Source organism: Corynebacterium sp. 13CS0277, from assembly GCF_002994655.1.
Taxonomy (GTDB): Bacteria; Actinomycetota; Actinomycetes; order Mycobacteriales; family Mycobacteriaceae; genus Corynebacterium.
Genome location: NZ_PPDL01000003.1, coordinates 102,822 through 116,782, shown reverse-complemented (window position 1 = coordinate 116,782; position 13,961 = coordinate 102,822). Strand labels below are relative to the sequence as shown.

8 protein-coding genes and 1 tRNA gene are annotated in these 13,961 nt (G+C 67.2%); 4 read left to right on the top strand and 5 right to left on the bottom strand.

Going from position 1 to position 13,961, the window contains the following annotated elements:
• The first annotated feature begins 662 nt into the window (after positions 1-662).
• The 4 genes from C1Y63_RS01840 to C1Y63_RS01825 all read left to right on the top strand — a co-directional run bounded on the left by C1Y63_RS01840 (position 663) and on the right by C1Y63_RS01825 (position 3,874).
• Entirely contained in the window at positions 663-1,448 is a 786-nt protein-coding gene (locus C1Y63_RS01840) for a (Fe-S)-binding protein (protein ID WP_106014757.1), read from the top strand.
• Positions 1,445-2,998 (top strand): lactate utilization protein B, encoded by a 1,554-nt coding sequence (locus tag C1Y63_RS01835; RefSeq protein ID WP_106014756.1) that lies wholly within the window; start codon positions 1,445-1,447, stop codon positions 2,996-2,998. The genes C1Y63_RS01840 and C1Y63_RS01835 overlap by 4 nt, the downstream gene beginning before the upstream one ends.
• On the top strand, positions 2,995-3,651 hold the full coding sequence (locus tag C1Y63_RS01830) for an LUD domain-containing protein (RefSeq protein WP_106014755.1): 657 nt from the start codon (positions 2,995-2,997) through the stop codon (positions 3,649-3,651). Before C1Y63_RS01835 ends, C1Y63_RS01830 begins: the two co-directional genes overlap by 4 nt.
• Before the next feature lie 150 nt (positions 3,652-3,801).
• Positions 3,802-3,874 (top strand) — tRNA-Arg (locus C1Y63_RS01825).
• A gap of 112 nt (positions 3,875-3,986) precedes the next feature.
• Here C1Y63_RS01825 and C1Y63_RS01820 read toward each other — a convergent pair.
• From C1Y63_RS01820 to C1Y63_RS01800, 5 genes are all read right to left on the bottom strand, one after another.
• Entirely contained in the window at positions 3,987-4,664 is a 678-nt protein-coding gene (locus C1Y63_RS01820) for an SIMPL domain-containing protein (RefSeq protein ID WP_106014754.1), read from the bottom strand.
• 61 nt (positions 4,665-4,725) lie between these two features.
• Positions 4,726-7,539: an AAA family ATPase gene (locus C1Y63_RS01815; RefSeq protein WP_106014753.1), complete on the bottom strand. Its 2,814-nt coding sequence runs from the start codon at positions 7,537-7,539 to the stop codon at positions 4,726-4,728.
• The gene (locus C1Y63_RS01810) at positions 7,539-8,696 is read right to left on the bottom strand and encodes a metallophosphoesterase (RefSeq protein WP_106014752.1); all 1,158 of its coding nucleotides are present in this window, start codon (positions 8,694-8,696) and stop codon (positions 7,539-7,541) included. The genes C1Y63_RS01815 and C1Y63_RS01810 overlap by 1 nt, the downstream gene beginning before the upstream one ends.
• A gap of 271 nt (positions 8,697-8,967) precedes the next feature.
• Complete coding sequence (locus C1Y63_RS01805; protein ID WP_106014751.1) at positions 8,968-10,155, bottom strand: SWIM zinc finger family protein; 1,188 nt, start codon at positions 10,153-10,155, stop codon at positions 8,968-8,970.
• A 30-nt stretch (positions 10,156-10,185) separates the two neighbouring features.
• Positions 10,186-13,692, bottom strand: a complete 3,507-nt coding sequence (locus C1Y63_RS01800; RefSeq protein ID WP_106014750.1) for a DEAD/DEAH box helicase — start codon at positions 13,690-13,692, stop codon at positions 10,186-10,188.
• Positions 13,693-13,961: the final 269 nt, after the last annotated feature.

Below are 13,961 nucleotides of genomic sequence, written 5' to 3'. Positions count from 1 at the left end.
TCTTCGCCGGCAGGGAGAAAATACTCCGGGCGGGTGGGCGGCACCTGGGGTGGTGTCGAACAAGGCCCCACGGGTCAGCCCCGCGCCCGGCATGAGCGGGGGTAACCCACCGGCCGATGTCGAGGCGCGATGGCCGGTGCCCGGTGCATAACTGCGGGGTTCGCGGGCTAATTTTCCAACATTTTCGTTGCGTTATTTTCGCAGGTAGGTGGCCCTAAACTGTTCGCGATAGCCCCCAAAAGAGGGTAATATCACCACCACAACACACTGCCCTCCCGGCAGCGTCACACACCACCCCCGCGACACCCGCCAACCCCTGCACGCGCCCGGAGCGCGCCGGCAGATCTCTGGCCAGTGTCCGCGGGCGGGAATGGGACATTCTGCCCGCACTGGGCCAGTTTTCCCGGCCCCACCCGAGGGCGGGCGCGATATTTTTCGCCAATCCTTTAAACATTGCGATTGCCCCACCTTGGATTGGGTGAGGAAAATGCTTTTTCCTCACCCCATTTTCCCGCCGCGGTGCCGGTGGCCGTGAGGTGTGAAGCTCGACCAGCCCCGAGCTTCACCCCGCACAGCCTCCCCCGCCCGCGGGGTGGTGTGTGGCCGCCGGTGGCGGCACTGTCTTTGACTTTTTTATCCCCCTAAAACCCAAGGAGCACCCCGTGCGCGTAGCTCTCTTCTCCACTTGCATCGGCGATGCGATGTTCCCCGACGTGGTGAAAGCCACCGCGGTCATCCTCAGCCGACTGGGCCATGAGGTTGTCCTCCCGCCCGAGCAGTCCTGCTGTGGCCAGATGCACGTCAACACCGGCTACCAGCGGGAAGCGATCCCGCAGATCAAAAACTACGTCGACGCGTTCTCCGACCCGTCGATCGACTGTGTGGTCGCCCCGTCCGGTTCCTGCACCGGCGCGGTCCGCGAGCAGCACGTGCACGTGGCCAACCGCTACGGCAGCAAGGCGCTCGCCGACGCGGCGAAGACGACCGCCGCGAAGACCTACGACCTGTCGGAGTTCCTCATCGACGTCGCCGGCGTCGATCAGCTGGGCGCGTTCTTCCCGCACCGCGTCACCTACCACTCCACCTGCCACTCCCTGCGCTTCCTCAAGGTGGGCGACCGCCCGCTGCGCCTGCTGCGCAACGTCGAGGGCATCGACCTGGTGGAGCTGCCCGCAGCCGACGAGTGCTGTGGCTTCGGCGGCACTTTCTCCGTGAAGAACGCCGAAACCTCGGCGTCGATGGTGGGCGACAAGGTTCGCAACATCAAGTCCACGGAGGCCGAGTACGTCACCGCCGGTGACGCATCCTGCCTGATGAACATCGGCGGCGCCCTGTCCCGCCAGCACGCCGGCACCCGCGCGGTGCACATGGCGGAAATCCTCGCTTCGACCAAGGAACACCCCTGGTCGCCCACCTCTGCTGTGTACTCCAAGGAGGCCATGCTGTGACCACGTTCCTCGGCACCCCCACCATGCCGCCCCGCGCCCCCATCGGCGTCGGCCACCTGCGCGGCACCGAATCCTTCCAGAAGGCCGCCCACACGGAGCTGTACAACGCCACCCAGCGCCGCAACCTCCACAAGGCGACCCACACCATTCGTGCCAAGCGCGCCGCCGTCATCAACGAGATCGACGACTGGCAGGCCCTGCGCGAAGCAGGCTCCAACATTAAGCGCGACGTCATGGCCCGCATGCCGGAGCTGCTCGAGCAGTTCGAGGCCGCAGTGACCGCCCGCGGTGGCCACGTGCACTGGGCCCGCGACGCGAAGGAAGCCGGCGAGATCGTCACCCAGCTGGTCAAGGAGACCGGGGAGACGAAGGTCGTGAAGATCAAGTCGATGGCCACCATGGAAATCGGCCTCAACGACCAGCTCAAGGCCGCCGGCATTTCCGCCCGGGAGACCGACCTCGCGGAGCTTATCGTGCAGCTCGGGCACGACACCCCCTCCCACATCCTCGTGCCCGCCATTCACCGCAACCGCGCGGAGATCCGCGACATCTTCGTCAAGGAGATGCCGAACACCAGCGAAGACCTCTCCACCGAGCCCGCGGAGCTCGCCGAGGCGTCCCGCCAGTTCCTGCGCCAGCAGTTCATGGAGGCCAAGGTCGCGATCTCTGGCGCGAACTTCGGCGTCGCCGAAACCGGCACCGTCGCCATCGTCGAATCCGAAGGCAACGGGCGCATGTGCCTCACCCTCCCGGAGACGCTGATCTCCGTCATGGGTATTGAGAAGCTGCTGCCGACCTTCAAGGACTTCGAAGTCTTCCTGCAGCTGCTCCCCCGCTCCTCCACCGGTGAGCGCATGAACCCCTACACCTCCCTGTGGTCCGGTGTGACGGAGGACGACGGCCCGAAGAACTTCCACATCGTCCTCGTCGACAACGGCCGCACCGCTGCCCTCGCCGACGAGATCGGCCGCGAGGCACTCAAGTGCATCCGCTGCTCCGCCTGCCTCAACGTGTGCCCCGTCTACGAGCGCGCCGGCGGCCACGCCTACGGCTCCACCTACCCGGGCCCCATCGGCGCGATTCTCACCCCGCAGTTGACCGGCATGGATTCCGCCCACGACCCGAACGCCTCCCTGCCGTACGCCTCCTCCCTGTGTGGCGCCTGCTTCGAGGCCTGCCCCGTCATGATCGACATCCCCTCTGCCCTGCTGGAGCTCCGCCACCAGAAGATCGAGCACCACAAGCCCAAGATCGAAGGCACCATCATGGGCGCGATGGGCCTGGTGTTCGGCAACCAGAAACTGTGGAACACCGCCACCCACATGGTGTTCGCCGGACGCCTCCTCGGCGGCTTCAAGGGCAAGATCACCCACCTGCCGAGCTTCCTCGCCGGCTGGACCGACGTCCGCGACACCGCCGTGCCGCCGAAGAAGTCCTTCCGCCAGTGGTTCGACAGCGACGAAGCCAAGGACCTCCTCGCCCGCTCCCGCGCCGAAGGCCTGCCCTCCGTCGCCAACGGTGAGGACACCATCCGAAAGGACAGCAAGTGAGCACCGCCACCGACAAGCGCAACGCGGCCGCGAAGAAGGAAATCCTCACCCGCATCCGCAACGCCCACGCCCTCGCCAACACCCCGGCCGGGCCCCACGCAGTCCCCCGCAACTACAACACCACCTCGAACTTCTCCCCCGAGGAGCTCAAGGACGTGCTCGTAGACCGCCTGCTGGACTACAAGGCCATCGTCAAGCACGCCACGCCGGACACCCTCGGCGACGTGGTCAGCGGCATCCTCGCCGACCGCAACGCCAAGGACGTCGTCTACGCCCCCGGCATGGACTCCGCCCTGTTCACCTCCTTCAGCGGCACCGCCCGCCCGGACGATGTGCACAGCGATCCCCGCAAGCTCAACGACGTCGATGCGGTCGTCACCGACAGCCACGTGACCTCCGCGCAGACCGGCACCATCTGCCTCGAGTCCGGTGACCTCTGCGGCCGCCGCGCATTCACCCTGGTGCCCGACTGCCACGTCTGCATCGTCCGTATGGACTCCGTCGTCTACGGCGTGCCCGAGATGGTCGCCCGCCTCGACCACGTCCGCCCGATCACGATGATCTCCGGCCCGTCCGCCACCTCCGACATCGAGCTCAACCGCGTCGAAGGCGTCCACGGCCCCCGCACCCTCATCGTCGTCATCGTCGACTAAGACACCACCACCCCACCCACACCCAGCGCCCGCCGTGGCGCAGGTGTGAAGAGGGAACACACCGCACCCGCCCAGGGGTTTTCACCCCCGGGCGGGTGCGGTGCTAATATGGCACACGTTGCATTCAGGGCATCGCCCGAATCACACCCCGCCTCCGTAGCTCAGGGGATAGAGCACTGGTTTCCGGTACCAAAGGTCGCACGTTCGAATCGTGTCGGGGGCACACACAACTCAAGGTCTTCACCACAGCACACACTGCCCCGGGCAGCGTCGTGGTGAAGACCTTGAGTTTTTTCTCGTTTTCTCCCCCCGCCACCCGTCAGCACATCATCGGCTCAACTTGGCCTCCACGTTGCGGTCACCACGGCACGCACGGGCACCTCAGTGGCCACGAAGCCCGTAAAAGGCTCAGGCGTCCCCGGCGCCGCCATGGAACGGGCGGCAAGGGGGCTGATACGGCCACTGCCGTCCTCCGCGGACTCGCAGCGCAACAACGTCACCGGCCCCTGAAAGCCAGCCGCCTTCACGATGCGCAGCGCCCGTTCGTGTGTCACCGCCACCGCCTCTGCGAGGAGTTCCTCGACGGCAGCGTCGCGTTGAGATTCGGTGACCACGGCATCCCACCCAATATCCAGCGACACCGCAGCACCGACCTCGCGGAGAGTGGCACGCACCGCGCGTAGGAACATCGTGGCCTGCCCGAAGGAGTGCAGGCGCAGACGGATGCCCGCCCGGGCCTGCCAGTGCGCGCCCGGGGCCTCCCCCTCGGCGGGTGTCATCCTGCGAGGTTCCGCCGAAGGAAGCTCCCACACCGAGGTCGGCTCCGTCACCAGACGAGAGGCGAGCTTCTTCGTCGTGAGCTTTTCCGCCTCGCCGCAGATGACCTCCATCGCTCGATCAACCGGGGCACTCGCCTCCTCGGATGAGGGGCCAGTCGCGCTCAGCGCCAAGCGAAGATCGACCTGCTCCGGAACGACGTCCTGCTGCCGCTCAACCGTCAACGTGATGTCCATGGGTGTGTCTCCTTCAACAATTCCGCGTCCAGGGGATTGATGGGCGCCGACCGCACGTGCTTTACGCCGATCGCCGGCCCGCCTCTTTCAGTTCCTCCATGCTGTAGCGCTGCGCATCAGCAATGAACGCGTAACGCTCCGGCGCGCAGGTCAAGATGATGACCTGCTGCTCCCGACCAAGTCGGCCAATGACGGCGTTCATGGTCTGGAGCCGCTCAGTATCCGTGTTCCCCAACGCGTCATCCAAGATCAGCGGCACACGTTCCTCGGCGGCGATGAGTTGGCTGATCGCCAGGCGCTGCAGAATCGCGATCTGCTCCCGCGCGCCACCGGAGAGCTGCGCGAAATCGACGGTCTCCCCGCCCTGAAGGCGGCCGGCGATATCCAAGTTGTCGTCCAACGCGGTGGTGGACTCCGCACGGAAGACCTGCGTCATGAGCGAATCCAGCAACTGGGTGTACGGCTGGGCGTACTGGGCGCGCGCCTCATCGCGGAAGCGCAGCAGGGTCTCCAACAGCACCCACGCGGCATCGGCGCGCCGCTGGACGGCCGCCAGGCGGCGCTCCGCATCCTCGAGGGCGGCGCAGGCACGGTTGTAGCTTTCGGCCACACCCTGGGCGCTGTCGATGCGAGCGGTGCGGGTGCGCAGGTCGTCCTCGGCCTGCGCGATGGTGTCCTGTGCGCCGTGCAGCGCCGTGGCCGCGCCGCGGGCCTTGTCCTCCGCCAGCTCCGGGTCCGCCTGGGCGACCGCCTTTTCGGCGTTCTCGTAGGCCGTAATAGCCGCCGCCATCTGCGCCTGGGATTCGACGTGGGAGTCCTCCAGGGCCTGCGCGGGGTGCTGCGCCTCAAAGGCTTCCACGGCACTCGCTGCGCGGCGGGCCGCATCCGCCGCGCTCTCGGCGGTGGCCTCAGCCTTCGCGGTATCCTGCCGCAGCGGGGAGGACAGCAGCACATCCAAGTCCTTGCGGGCGGAGCTCTCTGCGGCGCGGGCCTCCTCGAAGGCCTGCTCCGCTGCGGCTGCGGTGTCGGCGAACTCCTGCTGGCGTTGCGCCAGCAGGGCATCGAATTGGGCGTTGGCCTCCGCAGCAGCTGTCTCGGTCTCCTCCCCTGCCTCGTCCTCACCTGCCGCATCAGCATCAATCGCAGGCGGGGTCAGTTCCTTCAGAAGATCTTCCAGCCCGAGGGCTTCGGCGCGGGCGGCCACGGCACTGTCCTGCTCGACCGCTGCCCGGCGGAGTGCGTCGACGCTGCTGCTGCCGATGGCCTGGCGCAAGTGATCCTCGGCGCGGTCCAGCACCGCCTGAGCCTCCTTCGACGCCGCGGCCATATCGCGCAGCTCCGCAAGGCTTTCGGCCTGCAGGTCCGCCAACGCCTCCTGCAGGGCACTGGCGGCACGCTCGTAGTCTTTCGCAGCCTGAGCTTCGCTCTGCCCCGGGGTGATGGTCACATCCACGTCACCGATGACGAGGGTGGTTTCCTCGGTAACGACCTGGGTGTGCGTGTCCTCGGCCGCGAGCGCATGCTCCTCGCCGCCGATGGCAACGGTCGTGGCGGCGCGTGCCCGCACCCGCAGGCTCGTACTCGTCGCCTCCAGCACGGCCCGCTGGGTGCGAGCCGCGACGTCGAGCTCTTCCACTGCCCGAACATCCGCGTCCGTCACACGGTGGGCGCCGCAGGCACGACTCGCCGCATCCACGGCAGCTGCCGCCTGCTCCGCACGCTCCGCCGCCCGGCGCGCCGCCACGGCAGCGCCGTGGGCGGTGACAAGCTCCACGGCAGCGCTCGCCCGCTTCGCCTGATCCCGCGCCGAGGTGGTCGCGGCCTCCAACTCGTCGACGCGACGGCGTTGCGCAACGACAGACTCCTCGTGGGCGGCGGCCCGCTCGCTCAGCTCCGCCACCGCTGCCTCTGCGGCACTCAGTGCCTCCGCTGTGCGCTGCTGTTCGCTCAGCAGGTCCTTGCGCTGTCCGAGGAGTTCCTCGGCACGCTGCAGACGCTCGCGTACGGCCGCACGGGTCGCGGCAGCCTCCTCCAGCTGGGCGCGGGTCTGCTTGGCGGCTTCCGCTTCCTGGCGGGTGCTCTCCACCCGCGCATGAAGGTCCTGCAGCTGGGCCCGCGCATGCTCCTGGCGGGCACGCGCCTGCTCCACCTCGTCGACGTCGCGCTGATGCTCGGTGTAGCGCTCCTGGAGTTCCGCGACCTGCTCGGCGGCCGCCTGCTGGGCCTGCTGGGCGGCCAGCAGCTCCTTGGTGGGTTTGCGCTTCGCGAGCGTGTAATAGCGCTCCGCTTCCTGCTGCACCCGGGCGATGAGCGCATCTTCGCTTCCATCAGCCACCACGCCGAGAGCCGCTGCACCAGCATCCGCAGCTTCTCCGGCATCCTGCGCGGACTGCGCATCCTGGCCCTGTGCCCCGAGGGACCGCTGCAACGCCGGCAAACCCAGCGCCTGCAGGGCGGTCTCCACCGAGCCCTGCTCCACGAAGGCAATCTTCTGCAGATCACTATCGTGATGCTCCTCCAGGAGGGTCCTCAACGCCTCCTCCGCATCCCCTGCCGTGAGCGTGCCCTGCGGGGTCACCAGCTTCGCCTGCGCCTTGGCGTTAAAGGTCTTGTCGATGGTGACGCGCTCGCCACCGATGGTGGCTTCCAGCACGATGCGGGAGCCTTCCGTCGAGCCCTTCGTCGCCAAGGCCTTCACGGCGGCGGCCTTCGAGTTGTACTTCACGCTGAGCACGGTGCCGATGGCCTCCAGCAGGGTGGACTTGCCCTGCTCGTTGGGGCCGTGGATGACGGTCACCCCCTGCTCGCCATCCAGCTCCAACGTGAAGTGGTCCACACCCTTGACGTGGTGCAGTTCCAAGCGGTGCAGAATCATCACTTCTCCCTCGACAGGCGGAACAACAGGTTGATGGCATCGTCCTGGCCGGTGGCGACCAGTTCCTCCAGCGCCTGGGCCGCATATCCAGCCAACCCCAGGTTGTGCAGATCGTCCTCGCTCGGCTCCAGCTGCAAACTATCCAGCCGGGTACGGCGATACAAGGCGGCGAAGGCATTCTCCAGGCGCGCTAATTCGCCCTCCAGCCGCTGCATGGCGGCCATGTCGATCGTGCCCTGCAGGGCGTACTTGATCACCACGCGCGGCTTGTCCTCGAAGGCGTTGAGGAACGCGAGGAAGTCCTCCACGTCCTCCGCACTGTTGCAATCGCGGGTGTGGGCTTCGAAGCGCCACTGCCCGGTGCGGTGTTCCTCCACGGTGACATCCACGTCGCCGGTGGCGCGCTTGTCGATGCTGACGACGAGGCAGTTGCCGGAGTTGTTCTCGTTGCCGCCCACGTCAGCGCCCGGGGCCAGCCCGTGAAAATCGTGAAAGTCAGTGACCTCCGGGGCGCCGGAGTAGTACACCTGGCCGCGGGCATCAAGCTTGCGCGTGGAGTGTGTATCCCCCAGCGCCAGGTAATCAATGCGCCCCTCGGCGAGGGCCTCCTCCACGAGGCCCAAGTCGATATGGTTCGCCGTCGCCATCGTGGTGTGGCTCTCCACCGCCCCATGGCCCACAGCGATACGAATGACGTCCGCCGGTGCGGGCTCCACGTCGCGCAGCATCACCGCCACCGGATCCTCGTACACGTGCCGTGTGAGCAGCGGCGCGGCGACGACCTCCACGCCGTCGACCCCCGGGATGGTGAACGGGCCGTGCCCGTCGAGCACCATGACATTGTCCAAGTGGGTGGCGCGGGCAAAAATGCTGTCCGCGGTCAACGGATCGTGGTTGCCCGGCAACAGCAGCACCGGCACCGGGATCGCCTTCATCGCCTCGAGTGCGCGCTGCAGTGTCGTCTCCTTCAGGCTGTTGCGGTCGAAGACGTCGCCGGCGACCACCATGAAGGCGCACCCGGTGTCGCGTGCGATGCGCCCCATCGTCGCGATGGCGTCCAGGCGAGCCTGGTCGAGGCGGGCCTGCCCGTCGGCGTCGAGCATCCAGTAGGTGGCGCCGATCTGCCAGTCGGAGGTGTGGAGGAATGTCACGCTCATGGGTTCTTCTCTACCACGTTGCCCGGAATCGGCCACGACACGCGTCGAACATCACCGCCCACCCTGGCACCAAATTTGCCTTTTCAACACGCAAAACGCCCAGCCGCTTCTTTCGAACACTTTCACCCTCAGCGCGCCACCACACGACCCGGTTCATCACCCCCTGCCCGGCGCGCCTGCGCTGTGCCCCTGGCACCGGAGTGCCGTGGCGCCGGGGTGTCGGGGTGCCGGGGTGCCGGGGTGCCGGGGTGCCGTGGCGAGAGTGTTCGCGCTACTCCTCAGCGGGGTCGTCGCCCGGGGGGTTGGTCGTGCTGTCGGAATCTGTGGTGTCGTGGAAGGTGGGTGCCGGGTCGTCCTGGCCATGTGCGTCCGTGTCTGTCGGCGCGGGTTCCGCAGTCGGGCCTTCCGTGGGTGTGGCGTCCCCGGCGGGGCTGTCTGCCGCAGGAGGGACCTCGGGTGGGACGAGGGATTTCTCCCGCAGCCGCGGCAGGTCACCGGGGTCTGCGAAGGACTGGTAGTCGTCCCAGCCGCTGCCTGTGGGGGCATCGCTGAGTTCCTGCCGGCCGGGGTCATCGAAGCTGCCCCGATCGATGAGGTCGTCGAAGAGGTCGGAGAGTTCCTCCAGCACCCGGAATTCCTCCGGGCGGCTGAAGCAGACGTAGTGCACTGCTTTGCGCAGCAGGCGCATGTCCCCGTGATCGAGGGAGTTCCGCACCGACAGTTCGGGGAAGGCGGGCAGCGGCCCGCCGGACCAGAATTCTTCTGCGCTGGGCGCGGCATCCGGGGAGGATTCCAGCTTCTGCGTAGCGATCGCGTCGGCGGATTTTTGCAGCGCCGGGATGTTGAGATACACCAGGTCGAACAGACGCTCCGGCTGCTGCTCAAGCAGGGTGCGGGTTTGCAGGGCGAGGGCGACGAGGTGTTTGCACACATGGCCGCGGGCGAAGTCCGGGCAGCTGCAGTGCATCTCGATATCGGGGGTGGTGTCGACACCGTCCAGTGCGTCCTGCGGGGTGGTGTCGGTGAGCAGCATCGTCACCACCGGCAGGCTGCGGGCGGCCGTGACGGGGGTGACCCCCTGGGAGAACTGCTCGATGAGGTACTGCTCCACGAGGCGGTTGTGTGCCGCGCTGGGGAGGTGCAGGGTGAACTTCGTCTCAAAGGGCTCGGGTTGGCTGCCCATCACCTGGGCGGTGATGTGGCCTGTGCGGAAGGTGAGCTGGCGGACGATGTCGGGGCTGGCGTAGTCGCGGCCGCGTTGCAGGCGGCCAGCGTCGGTGAGGTGGGCGACGGTGTCGTAGAGGATCGCGCCCAGGGGGTTGCCAATGCGGTCGGTCGTCGGCGCGATGCTGTCGAGGCGGGTCGACGTGGATTCTTCGGTCGTGGATTTCTGCCCGAAGTTGACGAAGATGACGTTGCCTTTGCCTTTGACTGCGTTGCGGCTGCCTCTGCGTGCCATGGTGTCCTCCTTCCCTAAAGGTGGTGTGGGTTAATCCTTGTCGCGGTCGCGCATGCGCCGCAGGTCGATGATGTCGGCGTGGTGGATGTCGTCGGCGGCGGACGTCTCTGGTGCCTCGTCGTCGTTGTCCTCGGGGATGAGGACCCGGCTGGGGGTCCACTTGCCGGCCGCATCGGTGTCGAGCTTGTCGTAGCCGTCCCACTCCGGCGATTCGCCAGGGGCATCGGCGCGCTCCAGGGGGTAGACGTTGGTGTAGGGGTCGTCCCAGTGCCCCGGTTCGAGGCTCACCAGCTGGCTCAAGTCCTCCGCGTCGAGCTGGGCCACCCAGCTTTCGCCCTGCACCACGACCTGGCTGGCGAGTTTCAGTTTGCCGCTGATGATGTCGTCGATGCGTTCTTCGAAGGTGTGCTGGGTGACCATCTTGTGCACGTGGACGTCCCGGTCCTGGCCGATGCGGAACGCCCGGTCGGTGGCCTGGTTTTCCACCGCCGGGTTCCACCAACGATCCATGTGGACCACGTGGTTGGCGGCAGTGAGGTTGAGGCCCGTGCCACCGGCGCGCAGACTCAGCACCATCAGCGGCGGGCCATCCGGGCGTTGGAAGGTGCGCACCATGGCGTCGCGCTGGGTGCGCGACGTCTGGCCGTAGAGGAAGGGAATCGGTTCGTCGGCCAGATCGGAGAGGAACTCGGCGAGCATCGCCCCAAACTTGGCGTACTGGGTGAACACCAGGACTTTTTCCCCCTCGGACAGTGCCTGCTCCACGATGCGCTGCAGGGCTTCCACCTTGCCGGAGCGGTGCTTGCCGTCGACGACCAGGGGGCTGCCGTCGCCGGTGTAGTGCGCCGGGTGGTTACAAATCTGCTTGATCGCGGTAATGAGGTAGAACACCGCACCGTGCACACTGGAGCCGGATGCCTTCGCCTTCTCAATGCGCGCCAGGAGGTTCTCCGTCGTCGCCTTGTAGAGGGCGGCCTGTTCGGCGGTCAGCTGGGTGTAGACGATGGTTTCGTTCTTCTCCGGCAGGTCGTCGATGATCGCCGGGTCGGTTTTCGCCCGCCGCAGCACGAAGGGCCGCGTCATGGACAGCAGCCGGCGGGAGACGTACTCGTCCTCCTCGCGTTCGATGGGGATGGCGTAGCGGGTGCGGAAGAACTTGGCGCTGCCCAGCATGCCGGGGTTCACCCAGTCGAGCAGGGCACGCAGGTCCGCCAGGCGGTTTTCCACCGGGGTGCCGGTGAGCGCGATGCGCTGCCGGGCGGGCACGGCGCGGGCCGCTTTCGCGGCTTTCGTCGCCGGGTTTTTGATGTTCTGCGCCTCGTCGAGGATGACGTGGTCGAAGGTGCAGGACGCCAATGCGAGCACGTCGCGGGCCAGCAGCCCGTAGGTGGTGAGCACAATGTCGTAGTCTGCGACCTGGCGCTGGAACTTCTCCAGCGTTGCCTGCCTGTCTTCGCTACTGCCTTCCTCGTCGAGGCGGAGGCGCTGCGGCCCGTAATGGGTGTAGACCTTCAGGTGCGGCACGAAGGTGGCGATCTCGCGTTCCCAGTTGCCCACCACACTGGTAGGCACCACGATGAGGCTCGGCGCCACCTCGGGGTTCTCGGCGTGCTCGACGGCGAGCAGCGCCAGGGTCTGCAGCGTCTTGCCCAGGCCCATGTCGTCGGCGAGGATGCAGCCCAGCCCATTGCCGCTCATGTATTTCAGCCAGCTCACGCCGCGCCGCTGGTAGTGGCGCAGCTCCGCGTGGACGGTGTCGGGGATGTCGACGTAGTCCGGCGGGGCGCCGTGCACGGCGGTGACGAGACTGTTGGCGAACTGGTCGTGGCCCTCGTCCCCACCGAAGGCGACGGGCGTGTCGGGGTCGGCCTCCAGCATGAGTTTTTGCAGATCGGCGGCCGCCATCTCCTGCGGGGATTGCAAGCCCATGGAGCTCTCCAGCTCGGCATACAGCTGGGCGAGCTCGTGTTCGCGGTTGACCGCAGTGTGCAGCTCGTCGATGAGCGCCTCCAGCTGGGCCTTGGTCAGCTCAGGCCCAGTGTTCATCTTCTCTTCGAGCTGCTCGATGTAGCCAAGAAGCTCACTGCGCTCGTCTGCCAACTCGGCCATGCGTTCCATGGTCGCGCCCCGAGAGTTCGCGCGCAGGTCCTTGACGAAGGCGCGCACCCTGGTCATCGTCTCCCCGTCCGCCATAACCCAGGTGTCGCGAATGCGCACCAGGTTGCCCTGGGAGGCCAACAGGGTGCGGGCTTCCTCCGCGGACAGCCCCATGCCATCGAGGTCGATGTGCAGGCCCACCTGCACCATCTCCTGGAAGGTGGTCTGCGGGGGCCGCGTCGGCGCGTCGCCACCGTCCGGGTTGACGGTGAGCCGGGCCGTCGCGCTCTTCCACGACTTCGGCAGCATGACGTGCACGCCGGCTGCCCGCAGCTTCGCCGCATCGTGGTTGACGAAACGCTCCAGCTGCTCCAGGTTGAGGGCGAGATCCCAGGCGCTCTGCTGCACCGGCACATCCCGAGAGCCGAAGGCGTAGCGCACCGGCCACACCTCCAGCGCCGGCGGCGCCTGCTCCAAACTGGGGGCGGTGTCCAGCACCTTGTCCTGCAGCAGCTGCAGGTCCTCCCGGTATTCTGCGGGCACCTCGATGTTCTCCACGCGCTCCGGCGGGGCGTTGCCTACCCGCAGGCGCAGGGTCACGGGGAAACGGGGGCGCTTCATATCCCGCACGAGCTCGTCCTCAGTGGCCGGCTCGTCATCATCGGATGTGATCGCCTCTTCCTCCACCAACACCACCACGCTCAGCGGGATGGTGGCCACCGACCGGGTCCACTCCATCAGTTTGGGCAGCATCTGCGCCCCGACCCGGGCCACCGGCTTGTTGAGCAGCAGCGCCTGGAGGAAGACATGCAGGCGCGGGAGGTCCTGCGTGATCGGCTCGTCGGCGAGGATGTCGAGCACCAGCTCGTGGAACAGGTGGTGGGCGATCGAGTCCACCAGCTGGTTGTGGGAGTTCATCACCAGCACCTGCGGGCACACGTCCTGCATGTCAGACAGGAAGCGGGAGACTTCCTGGGTCGGTGCGACGAGGAAGCGGGGGTACCACTGGTTATCCACCTGGTTCATCGTCAACGCCACCCGCCCGGAGCGCGCGCAGGAGCGCAGGCCCTGCACCAGGTGGGCGCACCAGTGGAGTTCCGCACCGATGGTCTCCCACTGGGCGGTCGTCCCCAGCCGGGTCGTGCGACTCGCCGTCTGGGAGTCGGCCTCGGCGATGACCGACAACAGCTCCACCGCCTGCTGCGGCATCAGCACCGTCACCGGGATCACCAGCTTCGGCAGCCGCCCGCGGGGGCTGCGCAGCCGCACCTGCATTTTGCGGCGGGAGGTGATGCCAGCCAGCTGCTGTTCCACCTCCGGGGGCAGGGTGCCCTCGGGCAGGTCACGGATTTGGAGCACACGGTGTCCCTCCACCTGCTCAACCCACAGGCCAAGCTGTTCGTCGGGGGTCCACACGGCGTGGAGGATGTACTCACTCATAACTGGTCAGTGTAGGCCACAGCCCGAATCCGCAGTCGGGCCGTGTGCGAGTTATCCACAGCCAGCACATCCACCCAGCTCAGGCCCCATGCCATGGGCGCGCTACCCGGCCCCACGCCCGCAGCGCGGCACGAGGTCCATGCCGCCGGTACGCCACGCGCTGGGGCACGTCGGGCGCGCCTGCACAGGGGCAGCATGGGGGCAGTGTGGGGGTTGGGCATCACGACGAGGCCCGCTAAGTTAGAACAGTCACACCTTGGCGCCCCTGC